The following is a 15,684-nucleotide window of genomic DNA, read 5'->3' as shown; positions in this document are numbered from 1 at the left end:
CTTTACGCCTCCTTGCCATACGAACTCCACGCAAGCAACTCGTCCAAGTTTTGGTCCAAAAACGATGTGTTGTAGCTACCGCGCACAAACTGGGGGTGGTACATGATCTGATGCAGCACGTCCACCGTCGTCGCGGGGCCCTGCACCGTGAACTCCTCGAGCGCGCGGCGCATGCGGCGGATCGCCTGAAGGCGCGTTGGCGCGTGGACAATCACCTTAGCCGCCAGCGAGTCGTAATAGGGCGACAGCTCGCAGCCGCTGTACAGCAGCGAATCCGTGCGCACCCCGCAGCCCGACGGCATGTGCACCAGGCCCACATGCCCGGGGCTGGGCGCGAACCCGCGCGCCGGATCCTCCGCGTTGATGCGGCACTCGATGGCGTGGCCGCGCAGCTCAACCTGCTCCTGCGTCACGCTGAGCGGCAGGCCCTGGGCGATGCGGATCTGCTCGCGCACCAAATCGATGCCGCTCACCATCTCGGTCACGGGATGCTCCACCTGGATGCGCGTATTCATCTCGATGAAGTAGTACGCACCGGAAGGATCGAGCACAAACTCGATGGTGCCCGCGTTGACATAGCCCGCAGCCCGCGCGGCCGCCACCGCAGAGACCGCCATGCGCTGGCGCAGGTCTTGATCCAGCGCGTGCGAGGGCGACTCCTCTACCATCTTTTGGCTTCTGCGCTGCACGCTGCAATCGCGCTCGCCCAAGTGGACGATGTTGCCCTGCGTGTCCGCAATGATCTGGAACTCGATATGCCGTGGGTTGAGCACCAGCTTCTCCAGGTACATCTCATCGTCCCCAAAACACGCCCGGGCCTCCGCGCGCGCCTCTTCAAAGAGCTGCTCGAGCTGGGCGGGATCGAACACGCGACGCATGCCGCGTCCGCCTCCGCCCGCCGCCGCCTTGATGAGCACGGGGTATCCGATGGCGTCCGCGACGCGCGCCGCCTCCGCCGCCGTGGCAACGCCGCCCTCAGAGCCCGGCACCACGGGCACGCCCGCTTGCTGCATGAGCTCGCGAGCCGCGGCCTTGTTGCCCATGGCGCGCATCACGTCGCCGGAAGGCCCCACAAACACCAGGTCCTCGCGCGCGCAGGCATCTGCAAAGTCGGCGTTCTCGGACAAAAAGCCATACCCCGGGTGCACCGCCTCGCAGCCCGTCGCCTTGGCGACCGTGAGCAGTGCATCTTGGTTAAGGTAACTATCCTGCGCACGGGCGGGTCCAATGCACCAAGAATGCTCGGCCAGCTGCACGGCCAGCGAATCCTTATCCGCTTGGGAATAGACCACTACAGGGTCGATATCAAGCTCTCGGCAGGCGCGCAGGATGCGCACGGCGATCTCTCCGCGGTTGGCGATCAACATTCGCTTGAACATGGGCTCCCCTATACCGTGCGGTAGCGGATGAGCGGCGCTTCATATGAGACCAGCTCGCCATCCGCAACCAGGATCTCTTCTATTACGCAGTCGCAGGGAGCCGTGACCTCGCTCATCATCTTCATGGCCTCAAGCAGGCAGACGGTTTGCCCGGCGGCCACGCGATCGCCCACGGCAACATACGGAGCCTTGTCCGGGGCGGGGGCGGCGTAAAACGTGCCCACCAGCGGCGCGGTGATGCACGGGCCCTGGGGTTCCGGCGAGGGCTGCGCGGCCTCTGCAATGACGGGCGCGGGCTCGGCAGGCACGGGACCGCCCGGCGCCGCGACCGCGACCGTCGCGCCCGGCGCTGCAGCCGCGGCGACACAGCGATCCAGCTCAACCGTGGTGCCGCCCGTCTGAACCCTCATATGCGCAAGACCACTTGCGGCAAAGCGCTCGATCAGCTCGATTACCTCTTTGTTGTTCATTTCTCGCCCCCTGAGCCACGCCCGCTGCGCACGTGCGCGACTTAAAGCTGGGCCTCTACGTAGTCGGCAAGGTCGGCCACGGTCTTGAACTGGTCAAGCTGGGTATCGGTGATCTCGATGTCAAAAGCCTCCTCAACGGCCATGACCAGCTCCATAGCCGCCAGGGAGTCGGCGCCCAGGTCCTCGTCCAGCTTGGCCTCGCGCACCACCTTGTCGGGAGCGCAGCCCAGGGTCTCGGAAATGATAGAAGCCAGCTTGTCGAACTCGAATGCCATGGTTGGTCCTCTCTCTTGCTCCGGCGCGGTGTCGCCGGCGTCACGGGTCTTCGTTCAAACTTTTTAGTTAAGAATTTTTATCTAAAATATTTGAACTATTGGTTTGGTATGATGCACTTGCTCGCCACCAGTGTCAAGAATCTTTTTTTCGTCGCCCTCTCGCCCGCAAGCTCTTTGATGTCCACCCGGCCCACGGTCAAGCCGTGTGACGCCGGGCTGTTTGGGCGGGGCGCCGCGCACCAAAGCCCTTGCTGAAGCTCGCCCAAATCCTGCACCGGCATGCGGCAAGAGCATGGAGCGACGCCGCGCGCGGCAGCGCGCGCTTTGCTATGCTTAATAAACGCACGTCACACCAGTACCGGGGGCATATTCCCCTTGCAAACACATGAAAGCCGAGGGCACCCATGCCATCCACTAAGCACCCGCACAACGGATCCGGTGCGCGCCACGCATCACGCAAGCCCGCGGATGGTCGCGCACGCGGGCGAGGCGGCAACCCCAAGCATCGCCCCGGCAATCATGCCGCGCAAAAGAACTCCACGCCCTGTCCACAATCCGATGGCCCCTGCCCGCTCATGCGCGCGTGCGGAGGCTGCGAATGGCTGGGCCTTCCCTACCGCAAGCAACTCGCCCGCAAGCAGACCGCTATGCAGGAGCTGTTCCAGCCCGTCCTCGATTCCAGCCGCAGCGATGTTCGCGAGCTGGAACCCATCTTTGGCATGGGCGGACGAGCGGGGGACGGCAAGATCGCGTCACCGCGCGCGTTCCGGCACAAAGCGGCAACGCCCTTCGCGCCCGGCGAGCACGGCGAGGTGCGATGCGGTTTCTTCGCCCGCGGAACGCATCGCATCATCGAAGTTCCCAACTGCATAGTCGAGGCGCCGGGCGCCAGAGAGATCCTCAACGGCGTTGCCCGTATAGCCCAAGAGCTTGATATTCCGGCATATGACGAGGACAGTCACCAGGGCATCTTGCGCTACGCGGTGCTGCGGCTGGGCTGGAAGACAGACCAGGGCGTACTCACGCTGGTCACCAGCCGCCGCGATGTGCCGCATTTGGACGAGTTGGCGCTTCGCGCTATGCAGCTCGATCCGCGCATCACCTGCGTAGCGCAAAACATAAACCCGCGCGTCACCAACGCCATCCTGGGCGGTGAGACGCGCGTGATAGCGGGCTCCCCCAGCATGCGGGACAAGCTGCTGGGATGCACCTTCGAGATCTCCCCCACCGCGTTCTACCAGACAAACCCGCAGCAGACAGAGCTGCTCTACCAATTGGCCATCGATGGCATGGCGCTAACAGAGGGCGATGTCCTCATGGACGCCTATTGCGGCAGCGGAACCATAGGATTGTGCGCCGCTGCAGACGCTCGCGAGCGCGGCGCGTCCATCTCCCTGTTGGGCGTTGAGCGCAACGCCGCCGGCATCATCGATGCGAAGGCGAACGCCGAGCTCAACGGTCTGGCCAACTCGTGCGAGTTCGTCGCCAAAGACGCCACGGAGTTCATGCTGGAGGCCGCGCGGGAGGAGCGCCGCATCGATGTGCTCTCCATCGACCCGCCCAGAGCCGGCTCGACGCCGGAGTTCCTCGACGCGGCCATAAGCCTCGCCCCCCGGCGCATCACGTACATAAGCTGCAACCCCCAGACGCAATGCCGCGACCTGCAGCACCTTATGCAGGGTGGCTATCACTTGGAGCGCCTGGCTCTCGTCGACATGTTCCCGCATACGACGCACGTGGAAACGGTGGCGGTGCTGAGGCGCGAGCAATAAAGCCCGCCGGCCGTCTGCGGTAAAGCTATTCGATTATGTAGTCAGCGACGATCTATCGGCTACCGACCTCGCTGAGGCAACTGGAAATAGCCGGTCGATTCGAAAGAACGGCCGCCCCGCCTGTGGGGTGTATGCGCTGTCGTACACAAAGACCGGCTCGATGAGGAGTCCTGGCGGGGAGACCGAGAAGCATTGTCTCGCTACGCGGGAACCGGATTGTTATCATCTGTTTGAGCAGGCAACTTTACCAGTCAACCGTTTGCATCCATGCCATGTAGACGCTGGGATAGTGTCCCAGCAGAAGCGTCGTTGGATCGAGCCAGAGCGCGCAGGTTCCCGCCAGCGTGGCGACGCCCACCGGCGTCATAAGCGCATCCGCCGTGGGGATGGAGCGTCCCAGCTCTTCAACAAGATCATCCATAACGGTCTCTACCTGCGGATCATATGTGCTCTTGTCGCCCGTCAGCTTTGTGAACGCACTCCGCATGGCGGTGTGGCGCTCCTCAAACCCTTCCTCGTCCACAGATGGAAGCCAGATGTCGACGCCGTAGCGCTGGTAGCCCCAGGTCTCCAAGGGCAACTTGGTGACGGGATCGGCGGGGTTCAAGATGTTGAAGATGTTGGCGTAGCGCAGAGCCGAATTGCTGGCGCTAACCGTGGTTCTAGGTGACGCGAAGGTATAGGCATAGATATTGTCCCCCTCGCCCGCCGAGAATCCGGCAGCTGCCGCGCCGCTTGCGGACTCCTGCTGGTCATCGAGCATGGCGGCGAGCACGCCTGCCGCCGCGCCGCCGCGACTGTGACCGCACAGAAGGATCGATACCTTATGGCCGCGCGCATACGCCTCGCGGCGCCACAACTCGAGTTCGTCCGCAATCTCCATCGCAGCGGCAAGGTAGCCGCTATGGTCGTCTTCGCGCTCTGCCGCGAGCGATGCTGCCGCGCTTGAAGCCTGGGCGTCCGTGAGGTTGAAGTTGCTGAGCCACTCAGAACCATAACTACCGCGTATCGCCACGGCGATTAGCTCGCGCTCGTTATCGTCGCCGTCCATGACCTGCTTGCGAGCAAGCGTGTAGGCGATGCCGTCCGACTGCTGGGTCACCACGTCGAGCAGCTCGTCCACCACCTGGCTACGATATCTGTACGACTCGGTTGACACTTCAAAGAACCCAAGCTCATGGAGGGCATTTTCCATGTAGGGCAGATTGTTGTCCGCGTCTTGGTAGTAGGCGGATTCCGAGTACGCCAGCGTCGAGAGCGTCAACGCCGCGCGCGCCAGCTCATGGTTGTATTGGGCGGGATCGTTAAAGAACCAGGAATCGTCCCACAGCAGGTCGCTGGTCACTTCTGTGTCGCGATCCGTAGTGCCCGTTGCGCCAAAGCACGTTAACGCGATCTGCTTGGTGAAGCGCCCGGACGCCGGAACGTTGTCTGCATAGACGGTCTCAAGCGCTGACGGAGAATCGATCGCACCCTCGCCCCGGGTCTCTTGCACATGGCGATACATGAGCATGAACGCGAAAGCCGATACGCCCACGGCGAGCATGAGCAACGCCACCAACGTAAGCCGGCGCAAACCGGCTCGCACCGCCGCGAGCGCCGTGTGGTGTTCTGCCATGTTCGCCTCCCCTCGCGCACATGCGCAGGCGCAACAACGCCGGCGCCGCATCAGCGCAATCTTACCTGCAGGCTTCTTGTCCTACCGTTAGCGCTGAGGATATCAAGCGGTCATGGAGCGAGCGTGGGCAGACGCTTACATTTTCATAAGGTTTCGCAGTGCAAGGCGGCTTGCGGGGGCGAGGCGTGCGGGCGGCGTGCGTGAGCGGCGTGCGAGAAGGCAGGGCGGAGGGCAGTACGGGATGGCAGATGGGAAGGCGGCCCGGAGGACGGGCGTGTCAAAAAATGAGTTAGTGCGGAGGTTTGGTCAAATAATGCGTTAGTGCGGTTCGAAGAGGGACCGCGCCACACCGCGACCGCTCGCTTGCAAACCGTATGGCTAGTTTGGAAATAGTGCGGCTACACGCCCGCGGCGATCTGCTCGGCGGTAAGCTCGGCGCCCTCTACGTAGTAGACGTGCTCGCCGGCGCAGCGCTTGCAGTACACATGGCCATCCTTCTCGACGCCGCGGCCGTCATGCACGCGCTCGCCACATGTCTCGCAGATCTGGGTTTTGCGGGGCTTGCCCGGCAGGTCGTACTCCATGAAGTCGGGCAGCTCGACCTCGTGCACGTGAAACAGCTCGGCATCGCTGAACTGGTTGAAAAACGCAACCACGTCCTCGCCCTTAGGGCAGCGGGGAACGTCTTGGCGCTGGGAGATGCGAATGGCCTTGCCGCTGGCGATATCGTAGAAGCTCGCCGACATGATGCCGTAGTCATACCACTTGAGGCGGCGCTTGCCCAGATGGCAGTGAGCGACGGACACCACGGCGTCTGCCAGGCAGCGATCGCACTCCACAAATGCGATAAGGTCGCGATACGTGTCCGCATCCTCAATGTGGAAGTACTCCAGCGCAAGGCGGGCCATGCGGGTGCCAATCATCTGGCCTCCGCACAGATGACCGTGAAAGGCTACGGCGCGGTCGAGGTCTTCTTGCAGGGTTCGCTTGAGCATTTGGACGAGTCCTTTCGCAAACGGCAGCAGGGGCGGCGTCGGTGATGGTTGCAGTCAATCGGTTGCAACCGCCAAGCGCCGCTGACCACCTACTGTTAAAACACTTGTTAAACCCCTTGATAATACGCGAGCGCCGCTGGGGGCGAAACCCTCTTTATTCTCGTCCAAACATTAATTGAGCAGGGCGCGCAGGTCGCAGACACCTGCGAGGGCCATGTGCTCGAGCAGGGATTCGGCACTGCGGTTCACAATGAGCCCCTGCGGAAAACCTATCTCCTCCAACATGGCGGGTGCTTGTGAGAAGCGACCGATATCGGAAGAGATGTGCGCGTCGGTCGAAACCGTGATGCCAACGCCCAGCTCCGCGCAGCGCTGGGCGATATCGCGGCAGGCCCGGGTGATCTTGCCGGACCGATCAACCTCTAAGCTGTGCTCGTTGATCTCGATCAGCTTATGGGAATCGCGCGCGGCGGTAAGCACGGCATCCAAGTCAAACGGCACGCCCGCCCGGCCCACATGCCCCAACACGAACACCTTGGGCTGCGCCAACACGTTGAGATACATCTGCGTGGCCTGCTCTATGGTTGCGCCTTTGGCAAACGCGCGGCTGTGCACGCTGGCGACAATGTAATCCAACCCACCCGTCACGCGTTTAAAGAGGTTGGCCGTAGGTTCGCCCTTGGTATCGGCGATACTGTGGTGGCACGGGATATCCATTCCAAACAGATGTCCGTCAAGCGACACGATGTCAGCCTCTGCGCCGCGGAGCAGCACCACACCATCTTTTTTACGCGGCCAGACGTCCACGTTGAGAAAATACTGGAAGTTGCGGATGTCCTGCTGGGTAAAAAGCATGTCGCTAAAGTGATCGGCAGACCCCAGCACCTGCAGGCCCGCATCGCGCGCGGCTACCAGGTTTTCCATAATGGTCGAGTACGCATGGCGCGAAAATAACGTATGGGTATGAATGTCGCACGTTATCTGGTAGGGCATTCTTCCTCCTTCTTCACCCTTGATACCTTATCTCATAGTCGACACATGCTCAAAGCAGATGCAGCCCCAAAGCCAAGCGGCGGCCAAGCATCAAAAAAGCGCGGGAACCTTGATTCAAGATCTCCCGCGCTTCACTGCGCTACCGCAGACATGCGGTCTATTTGTATGTATCCGCCAGGGCCTTCCACGCGGGCAGGGAGCGCTCGATGGTCTCATGGCTCACGCAGTAGCCAATGCGAATCCAGCCCGGAACGCCAAAGCTATTAGACGGAACGGGCAGCAGCTCAAACGTGCGCGCACGCTCGCAGAAGGCCTCCGCATCGTCCTCGAGCGCGCGAACCCACAAGTAGAACGCGCCGTCCGGCTCAACGTAGGTGTAGCCGTACTCGGTAAGCGCGCGGGTGAGGGTCTCGCGGTTGCGCGCGTAGGCCTCAACGTCTGCCGGCTCGTCCACGCAGTCCGTCACAACGCGCTGGAACAGGGCCGGTGCGCAAACAAAGCCAAGGCAGCGGGCGGCGCCGGCGACAGCGGGCATAATCTGATCCGCCAGCGGCATAGTGTTTGGCACCAAGATCCAGCCAACGCGCTCGCCCGGCAACGAGAGCGACTTTGAGTAGGAATAGCACACCACCGTATGCTCGTAGATGGACGGAACCCAGGGAACCTCCGCGCCGTACACCACCTCGCGGTACGGCTCGTCCGAAATCAAAAAGATAGGCTGCTCGCGCGCGCCGTTAGCCTGGGACAGCACCATGGCGAGCGCCTCCAGGTTCTCACGGGTGTAGACGGCGCCGGTGGGGTTGTTGGGCGAGTCGATAATGACCGCCGCGGTATTGGGGGTAATCGCGTCGCGCACGGCCGCTACGTCGATCTGGAAGGTCTCCTGATCCGCCAGGACCTCGCGGCAGACGGCGCCGGCGTTTTCAATCCACACGCGGTACTCGGGAAAGAACGGGGCGATCACAATGACCTCCTCGCCCGGATTCACCAGAGCGTGAAGCGAGCAGGAAACAGACGCCGCAGCACCCACGGTCATAAAGACGTCCTTAGCCGCATACGTGGTGCCAAAACGGCGGTTGAGCGATGCCGCGACGGCCGCGCGCGTGGCGGGCAGGCCGGGGGCAGGCGTGTAGCCGTGAAGCTGCTCGCTGGTAAGTTGAGCCAAAGAGTGCTCAATGGAATCGCGCACGGCGGCGGGCGCCGGCACAGACGGGTTGCCCAGGCTAAAGTCAAATACGTTCTGGGCACCAATCTGCTCTTTGCGCTCGCAAGCATAGGTAAAGATCTCGCGGATCACCGAGCTTTCGGCGCCGCGCTGGTACATGGTCTGGTTGATCATGATTCCCCCTTTCGCATACGGGAAAAATCATACCTGTTTGCGGTCGCGCGATTCGCGAACCCGCGGAATGAAACGCGCTGCTAACGAGTTGCTGTCGCGCGTCTTAACGTAGGCGAATCCAATGACGGCAAACACCAGCGCGCCAATAAGGTTGACAATAAGATCCGCCATGGAATCGTGGATGCCAATGTCCAGGTAGCCGCCGGGAATCTGGATAACCTCGCCGGACGCCAGCGTAATCTGAGTTGAGACGATATCGCGCACCGGTATGGTGACGTTGGAGTTGGTAGGGTCGAGCCACACCGTGTTGATGGTCTGCACCAGCGTGTCCTTCTGCATGTCCACGCCAATGAAGGAGTCAGCCAGGTACTCAAAGATCTCCCAGCACGCGCCAATGCACATAGAGAACGCCACTGCGGATACGGCCATATATAGAGGTGTCAATTTGATTTTGGACGAGTCGCTGCGATTGAGAATATCAAACAACGCAAAGCCAATACCCGCGCACAGGAACCCCCACGTGGTGTGCAGGATGGTATCCCAAAACGGAATGCGAATGTAGAAAGCGTCGATCTCGCCCAAAATCTCCGCCGCAAAGATGAACAGCAAGATGATCGACTCAAGCAAGTCCGGCAGCTCGATGTCCAGCGTGTGCTCGATCAGCGATGGCACCAACAATAGCACCAGGGTAAGCACGCACAGCATCATGTGCTCGTAGTGACCCAAAAACGCCGAGCGAACAAGCGTGACAAGCACCAGCGCGCGCAACACAAAGTACAGCACAAAGACCACAGGCTGCTCCGCGCGCTTGCTGCGCATGGTCTCCTTAGCGCGAGAGATAAATCCAGCCATGCGGCCCCTTCCCTTCAGTACAAGCGCCCCACCATAGAGACTCCCTCAATATAGCAAAAGCGGGTCCACATCTGCGAACCCGCTCTGATTGCCCCGCATGGGGGGAAGTATTATTTTTCGCCGCTACGCGCGATCCGTCTTCTCAACGTCATCGGTCGCATCGACGGCGGCCATATTCTCTACGGCGCGCTCGCTCTGGTCGCGAGCCTCCTCGGCCTCGTGCTCAAGCTCGGCCGCAACAGCCGCCTCCGCGAAAGCCGCAGCGTCCGCCGCGATCTCCTCGTCGCTCTGACGGGGGCGGCGACGGGGTGCGGGCTTACCGGCGGCACGGGCGTTACGCTCCTCCTTGGCGGCTTTGATGTCTCCCTCGCGCTCAAGGTAGGCATCCCACTCGTTATCAAGCAGGGCAGTCACGGCATCGCCCTCGACCGTCTCGCGCTCAAGCAGCACCTGGGCCATCAGGTCCAGCTGGTCGCGGCGGGCGGCGAGGATCTTCTCCGCTCGCTCATGGGCTTCTCGCATGATGCGCTGGACCTCGACGTCGATGCGACGGGCCGTCTCCTCGGAGTAGTCCTGGTGGTCGGCGTAGTCGCGACCCAGGAACACCTGATGCTGGGCCTCGCCAAAGACCATGGTGCCAAGCTCCGTGCTCATGCCCAAGCGGGTAACCATTTCGCGGGCCATCTTGGTGGCGCGCTCAAGATCGTTGCTCGCGCCGGACGTGATGTCGTCGCACATCAGTTCCTCGGCCACGCGACCGCCCAAGAAGACCGCAAGCTCGTCAAGCATCTCGTTCTTGGTCTTCAAGAAGTGGTCCTCGCTAGGAAGCTGCAGCGTGTAGCCAAGCGCCTGACCGCGGCTGATGATCGAGATCTTGTGCACGGGGTCGGCGTTGTCCAGCACATGACCAACAAGGGCGTGACCGCTCTCGTGATAGGCGATGGTGGTGCGCTCCTTCTGGCTCATCACGCGCGCCTTGCGCTCCGGACCGGCGATGACGCGCTCCATCGACTCTTCAATCTCGTCCATAGAAACCAGCGAACGGCGGCGGCGTGCCGCAAGCAGCGCGGCCTCGTTCAGCAGGTTTGCCAAGTCGGCGCCGGTAAAGCCCACGGTAAGCTGGGCGAGCTTATCAAAGCGCACGTCCTCGTCCAACGGCTTGTTCTCCGCATGGACGCGCAGGATCTGCTCGCGGCCCTTAACGTCGGGACGGTCCACGGTGATCTGGCGATCGAAGCGTCCGGGACGCAGCAGGGCGGGGTCCAGGATGTCGGGGCGGTTGGTGGCGGCGATCAAGATGACCGACTCGGTCTCCTCAAAGCCGTCCATCTCGACCAGCAGCTGGTTCAGGGTCTGCTCGCGCTCGTCATGACCTCCGCCCAAACCAGCGCCGCGCTGGCGACCAACGGCGTCGATCTCATCGATAAAGATAATCGAGGGCGACTGCGCCTTGGCCTCGGCAAACAGGTCGCGCACACGGCTTGCGCCCACGCCCACAAACATTTCGACAAAGTCCGAGCCGGAAATGCTAAAGAACGGTACGCCCGCCTCGCCGGCAACCGCTTTGGCAAGCAGCGTCTTACCGGTACCCGGAGGGCCAACCAGCAGCACGCCGCGCGGAATCTTGGCGCCCAACTTGCGGAATCGCTCCGGCTCGCTCAGGAAGTCGCGGATCTCCTCAAGCTCCTCGACCGCCTCATCGATGCCGGCAACGTCCTTGAACTTCACCTTGGGTCGAGTCGCCTCGTTGGTCTTGGCGTTGGTCTTGCCAAACTGCATGGCCTTGTTGTTGGCACCCATCATCTGCCTCATGAAATAGAACATAAGGAAGACCAGGACCACCGTGGGAAGCAGGCCCAGCAGCGTGTTCATAAGCGCATCCGGGTCGTGCGTGTCCACCACATACGTGGTCTCCGGGTGCTTGGCCATAAGCTCGGCCAGGGAATCCGATCCAACGTATGTGGACGAGAACTCCTTGAGCTTATCCTTATCGCCAACCTCTTTTTCAGAGGTCCAATAGGTGCCGTTCACCGTGCCGTCAACCACCGTATACGTGGCGCTCGCCACGCGGTCGTCCTTGACGGCGCTTACAAAGTCGCTGGTAGCGAGCTCGCTCGGCTTACCTCCTCCACCCATAGCGTTGCCCATGTTGAAGAACACGTAGGCAAGCAGGGCGCACATAAGCAGCATATAGAGCCAATTGGTACGCGACGGGCCGCGCCCCGGGCGCTTGGGTCCGCCCGAACCCGCGCCACCGGGCTTCTCGCCAAGGAACATGCAGTCAAAGCGACCCATCAAATCATCGTCCTTGGAAAGGCCCTGGTTGGGAGCCTTTTCCCGCTGGTTGCCCCGCTGCGGCGCGGGGTTAGTCTTGTTGTTCTCGTCCCTCTTTGAGCCGTTGCCCTCGGCAAGGAGGGCAACGGAAGGAGCGGCGATGTAGTTGTGTTTGAACGACATCCTAGGCGTAAACCTCCGGCTTGAGCACGCCCACATAGGGAAGGTTGCGATAGCGCTCGGCAAAGTCGAGACCGTAACCCACAACAAACTCGTCGGGGCAGTGCGTTCCTACATACTTGGGATCAATCGCCGTGGTGCGGCCCTCGACGTCCTTCCACAGGAAGGTAGCGACCTCAAGGGAGGCGGGGTGGCGACTGGAAAGGTTCTTCATGAGGTACTTGAGCGTGAGGCCGGAGTCCAGGATATCCTCGACGATCAGGACGTCGCGTCCCTTGATGTCGATATCCAGATCCTTGACGATGCGCACGATGCCCGAAGACTTGGCGCCGTCGCCATAGCTGGAAACGGCCATGAAGTCGATGGCGAGCGGGCAGTCGATGGCGCGCATCAAATCGCCCATGAAAACCACAGCGCCGCGCAGAACCGCGATGAGAACCAGGTCCTTGCCCTCGTAATCCTTGCTGATCTGAGCGCCCATGCGCTTGACCATATCAGCGATGTCCTCTTTGCTGAACAGGACCCTATCGACATCCGGATGCATTGCTTCCATGACAACCCTTTCTTTGGTAGCTGCGCGTGCTTACCGCGTACCCACTTTGGCGAACGGCCGCACATGGCGCCGCCAAGGTTACGCGAATAGTTCATTTTACCAGCATAGTCCTCTTTTGCACCCCTCAGTGTGGCGCAATGGCGTCTTTTGAAACCATGCAACACAAGCCCCGCGCTACACCACCCGGCGCATCTCGAGCTTGATCGCGAAGCGCGTTGCAGGCGTGCACTTAAAACGCTCGTCCAAACGAACGCCCGCCACCCACACGATCGTGCCCGCCGGGGCCGTGCGGACCACGGGTACCAAGGAGCGCTCAGCCACTGGAATGCGCGCCGCGCCCAAGATATCCGATACCTTTTTGGTGCGTCCATGCATTCCCAGCGGACACATGATGTCGCCCGGAGCAGCGGAATCAACCCAAAGCCTGGGACCTCGTCCGTCCGCCGCATTTCTGGACGATGCCTTGTCGCAACACGCCATCTCCAAATCGCGCGCCGCATAACCCAAAGACTCGGCATCAAGCAGCACCGCGCGCCGGTGTGACCCGCCATCCACATCGCGCGCCATAGCGAGCGGGTCCTCGCCGGAGAGAACGCGCACCAAAGACGCCTCCAGAATGCTCTCGTTCGCAGTGGGAATCATGCCGGGCACGTGCAGCCACGTGGCGACCAGCTCCTCGCGCGCAGATGCGGTCCTAAACGAGAGCGCGCCAAATTCCATGCGAGCATCGATGCCGCCCGGCAACGTGAGCGACCCCTCGCCCGCGCCCACGCGAGCAAGAACGCTCTCGACGTGACGCATCTCCAACCGCACCTCTGGATCGACCATCTTGACGGCAAGTCGCACCATGCGGCGGGCGATCGCGATCTCGCTGGCGGCAACCCTGCGCGCATCCAGCACCACCAGCCCGTCTTGCTGCCTACGCACGCAAGACCTAAACGCCTGGGACGCCAACTGGGACATGAACGCATCCTCGTCCCCTAAAATGTCGCACGCGGCGCCCACCGTCTTTTCAAGATTCCCGTTGCGCTGGGCCGCCACCGGAACCACCTTATGGCGAATGAAATTTCGCAGATACGACGTATCGCTGTTCGACTCGTCCTCGCGCCATGGCTGACCGACCACCTGGAGGTAATGGACCAAATCCGCATGCGTCATATCGATAAGGGGGCGGACGATGATGTTGCGACGGCGCGGAATGCTGGAGAGGCCCGCCGGCCCCGACCCCTTGATCGCGTTCATAAAGAAGGTCTCCGTGCGGTCGCTCGCTGTATGCGCTGTCAGAATCCTTGCAGCCGAGCGAGGCGTCCCGGCCTCTCGGGACAGATCGCGTACGTAGCGGAGGGCGGCGGCGTAGCGCACCTCGCGGGCGGCAGCCTCTAAGTTTTGCCCATCGAGCTGGGTGAATGTTGCATGCTCCACGCAAAGGGGAAGGCCGTAGCGCGCGCAAAGGTCACGCACAAAAGCCTCGTCCCCATCCGACGCGTCGCCGCGCAGATGATGGTTGACGTGCAGCACATGCAGGCGCTCCCGCGCGATGCGAGCTCGGCCGCGGCCATCTGCCACATCCAGTTTCGATGTGCAGGCCATAAGCAACAGCGCAGTTGAGTCCGCACCGCCTGATACCATGAGCACCACGGGAGCATTGAGCTCCTCGGCGCCAACAGAGGCAAGCGGCGCCCCCTGCGGGCGATGCGACAGATAATGTTGTGCGACCGTGGGCATACATCCTCCTCCTTGAATCCAGTTGTCATTGTATCCATTGGGAGCCATATGGAACCGCTCGAAACAATCAACGCAGGTGCTAGCACCCTTAAGCAAAACGCCAATGGCTGTAGCGCCGGCGCGCCGGCGCCCGCACGGCTGCACCTGCACATCCTGGGAAGCGGCTCCAAAGGCAACTGCGCCCTTATCGAGGGGCCGCAGGGCCTCATCATGATCGATAACGGATTTTCCCGCCGTGAAGCGCTGGGCCGCATGCACCAACTGGGACTTAGCGAGCGCAACGTCCGTGCCCTCATCATCACGCATGAGCACAGCGACCATGTTAAGGGCGTGGGCGTGTGGACTCGCGCCTTTTCCACTCCAGTCTTCGCCGGGCGCGGCACCATGGCGGCACGGGCCAGCCTTAAGGATATCGACGCGGAAGAATTCGATCCCGGAGACGAGCTTGTCATCGCGGGCGTTCGCGTGCAGACCTTTTCGACCTCGCACGATGTTACCAACCCATGTGGCATGACGTTTTCCCTGGATAGCGTCGGCACCCGCTCCGCAGTAAACAGCGCTGGAATCACCGCGGCCGATTCCATTGGCTTTGTTACCGACACCGGCGTGTTAGGCCAGGACGCCATCTCACTGCTGCACGGATCTCGCATCCTTGCGCTTGAAAGCAACCACGACGTATCCATGCTGCGATGCGGTCCCTACCCGCGCCAGCTGCAGGACCGCATCCTCTCTGACTACGGCCACCTCTCAAACGAGCAGGCCGCCGATGTCGCGACAAAGCTGATTAATGAAAACACGCAGTCGCTGGTAGCCATGCATATTTCCCAGGAGAACAACCGCCCCAGCCTGGCCGTCCGCGCTCTAGCCCATGCGGTCGGGGCACAGCTTGATAACGAGCTTGGTTCTTCCGCCACCCTTGAGCGAGACCGCGGCGAGTGCCTACACGTCCGCGCGGCCGGGCAAAACCGGCCCTTTTCCCTGTTGTAGGAGCGATAACGAAGCTCGCCGGAAGGCCATATAAGGTCGTACCTATTTGGGATGGCAATTGAAACGCTTCAGGCGGGGATCAATTTCTTTATACATTTCCATATCAAGCGCTATTGGCCAAAATGCTCCGCACATCGTGCTCGCGCGCTCAGTCTAGCGGGAAACAATCGTTAGATAGATTACATATTCGCATTTATCGTCCCGTTGAATGCGCGCCAATTGACCCCCAAAGTCCCTCCTCGGGCATGCAGACGGCCTCTCGGCTATCAATT

The 15,684-nt window shown here is 61.6% G+C and carries 13 protein-coding genes; 2 read left to right on the top strand and 11 right to left on the bottom strand.

Annotated features, from left to right (window positions below):
• Positions 1-2: 2 nt before the first annotated feature.
• From accC to acpP, 3 genes are read right to left on the bottom strand one after another with little or no spacing between them, the layout of a single operon-like run.
• Positions 3-1,379, bottom strand: a complete 1,377-nt coding sequence (gene accC, locus HMPREF9452_RS10230) for an acetyl-CoA carboxylase biotin carboxylase subunit (protein WP_009142060.1) — start codon at positions 1,377-1,379, stop codon at positions 3-5.
• A gap of 8 nt (positions 1,380-1,387) precedes the next feature.
• Positions 1,388-1,849: an acetyl-CoA carboxylase biotin carboxyl carrier protein gene (gene accB, locus HMPREF9452_RS10225; protein ID WP_009142059.1), complete on the bottom strand. Its 462-nt coding sequence runs from the start codon at positions 1,847-1,849 to the stop codon at positions 1,388-1,390.
• A gap of 41 nt (positions 1,850-1,890) precedes the next feature.
• Positions 1,891-2,124, bottom strand: coding sequence for an acyl carrier protein (acpP, locus tag HMPREF9452_RS10220; RefSeq protein WP_009142058.1), 234 nt, complete (start codon positions 2,122-2,124; stop codon positions 1,891-1,893).
• Between the two features lie 404 nt (positions 2,125-2,528).
• Here acpP and rlmD point away from each other — a divergent pair, with 404 nt between their 5' ends.
• The gene (gene rlmD, locus HMPREF9452_RS10215) at positions 2,529-3,896 is read left to right on the top strand and encodes a 23S rRNA (uracil(1939)-C(5))-methyltransferase RlmD (RefSeq protein ID WP_009142057.1); all 1,368 of its coding nucleotides are present in this window, start codon (positions 2,529-2,531) and stop codon (positions 3,894-3,896) included.
• A 244-nt stretch (positions 3,897-4,140) separates the two neighbouring features.
• On the opposite strand, the gene HMPREF9452_RS10210 is transcribed toward rlmD, so the two are convergent.
• The 8 genes from HMPREF9452_RS10210 to tilS form a co-directional block, all read right to left on the bottom strand.
• Entirely contained in the window at positions 4,141-5,514 is a 1,374-nt protein-coding gene (locus tag HMPREF9452_RS10210) for a lipase family protein (protein WP_009142056.1), read from the bottom strand.
• Positions 5,515-5,912: 398 nt separating this feature from the next.
• Positions 5,913-6,509, bottom strand: a complete 597-nt coding sequence (locus HMPREF9452_RS10205; RefSeq protein WP_009142055.1) for an FmdE family protein — start codon at positions 6,507-6,509, stop codon at positions 5,913-5,915.
• A 171-nt stretch (positions 6,510-6,680) separates the two neighbouring features.
• Positions 6,681-7,502, bottom strand: coding sequence for a phosphatase (locus HMPREF9452_RS10200; protein WP_009142054.1), 822 nt, complete (start codon positions 7,500-7,502; stop codon positions 6,681-6,683).
• 157 nt (positions 7,503-7,659) lie between these two features.
• Complete coding sequence (locus HMPREF9452_RS10195; protein ID WP_009142053.1) at positions 7,660-8,841, bottom strand: pyridoxal phosphate-dependent aminotransferase; 1,182 nt, start codon at positions 8,839-8,841, stop codon at positions 7,660-7,662.
• Positions 8,842-8,868: 27 nt separating this feature from the next.
• The gene (locus tag HMPREF9452_RS10190; RefSeq protein ID WP_009142052.1) at positions 8,869-9,693 is read right to left on the bottom strand and encodes a hypothetical protein; all 825 of its coding nucleotides are present in this window, start codon (positions 9,691-9,693) and stop codon (positions 8,869-8,871) included.
• 123 nt (positions 9,694-9,816) lie between these two features.
• Entirely contained in the window at positions 9,817-12,150 is a 2,334-nt protein-coding gene (gene ftsH, locus HMPREF9452_RS10185; RefSeq protein WP_009142051.1) for an ATP-dependent zinc metalloprotease FtsH, read from the bottom strand.
• Between the two features lies 1 nt (position 12,151).
• The gene (gene hpt / locus HMPREF9452_RS10180) at positions 12,152-12,700 is read right to left on the bottom strand and encodes a hypoxanthine phosphoribosyltransferase (protein WP_009142050.1); all 549 of its coding nucleotides are present in this window, start codon (positions 12,698-12,700) and stop codon (positions 12,152-12,154) included.
• Between the two features lie 174 nt (positions 12,701-12,874).
• Positions 12,875-14,425, bottom strand: a complete 1,551-nt coding sequence (gene tilS, locus HMPREF9452_RS10175) for a tRNA lysidine(34) synthetase TilS (RefSeq protein WP_009142049.1) — start codon at positions 14,423-14,425, stop codon at positions 12,875-12,877.
• A 48-nt stretch (positions 14,426-14,473) separates the two neighbouring features.
• On the opposite strand from tilS, the gene HMPREF9452_RS10170 reads away from it, so the two are divergent.
• Positions 14,474-15,412 carry an MBL fold metallo-hydrolase gene (locus HMPREF9452_RS10170; protein WP_009142048.1) on the top strand — a complete coding sequence of 313 codons (939 nt, stop codon included), beginning with the start codon at positions 14,474-14,476 and terminating at the stop codon, positions 15,410-15,412.
• Positions 15,413-15,684: the final 272 nt, after the last annotated feature.

Source organism: Collinsella tanakaei YIT 12063 (assembly GCF_000225705.1).
Lineage (GTDB): Bacteria > Actinomycetota > Coriobacteriia > Coriobacteriales > Coriobacteriaceae > Collinsella > Collinsella tanakaei.
Note: the sequence above shows the minus strand (reverse complement) of the source record. Positions and strands in the feature narration are given on the sequence as shown.

Coding starts and splice junctions, on each gene's coding strand:
- accC (WP_009142060.1), bottom strand. CDS start 1,379: ATGTTCAAGCGAATGTTGATCGCCAACCGCGGAGAGATCGCCGTGCGC.
- accB (WP_009142059.1), bottom strand. CDS start 1,849: ATGAACAACAAAGAGGTAATCGAGCTGATCGAGCGCTTTGCCGCAAGT.
- acpP (WP_009142058.1), bottom strand. CDS start 2,124: ATGGCATTCGAGTTCGACAAGCTGGCTTCTATCATTTCCGAGACCCTG.
- rlmD (WP_009142057.1), top strand. CDS start 2,529: ATGCCATCCACTAAGCACCCGCACAACGGATCCGGTGCGCGCCACGCA.
- HMPREF9452_RS10210 (WP_009142056.1), bottom strand. CDS start 5,514: ATGGCAGAACACCACACGGCGCTCGCGGCGGTGCGAGCCGGTTTGCGC.
- HMPREF9452_RS10205 (WP_009142055.1), bottom strand. CDS start 6,509: ATGCTCAAGCGAACCCTGCAAGAAGACCTCGACCGCGCCGTAGCCTTT.
- HMPREF9452_RS10200 (WP_009142054.1), bottom strand. CDS start 7,502: ATGCCCTACCAGATAACGTGCGACATTCATACCCATACGTTATTTTCG.
- HMPREF9452_RS10195 (WP_009142053.1), bottom strand. CDS start 8,841: ATGATCAACCAGACCATGTACCAGCGCGGCGCCGAAAGCTCGGTGATC.
- HMPREF9452_RS10190 (WP_009142052.1), bottom strand. CDS start 9,693: ATGGCTGGATTTATCTCTCGCGCTAAGGAGACCATGCGCAGCAAGCGC.
- ftsH (WP_009142051.1), bottom strand. CDS start 12,150: ATGTCGTTCAAACACAACTACATCGCCGCTCCTTCCGTTGCCCTCCTT.
- hpt (WP_009142050.1), bottom strand. CDS start 12,700: ATGGAAGCAATGCATCCGGATGTCGATAGGGTCCTGTTCAGCAAAGAG.
- tilS (WP_009142049.1), bottom strand. CDS start 14,425: ATGCCCACGGTCGCACAACATTATCTGTCGCATCGCCCGCAGGGGGCG.
- HMPREF9452_RS10170 (WP_009142048.1), top strand. CDS start 14,474: ATGGAACCGCTCGAAACAATCAACGCAGGTGCTAGCACCCTTAAGCAA.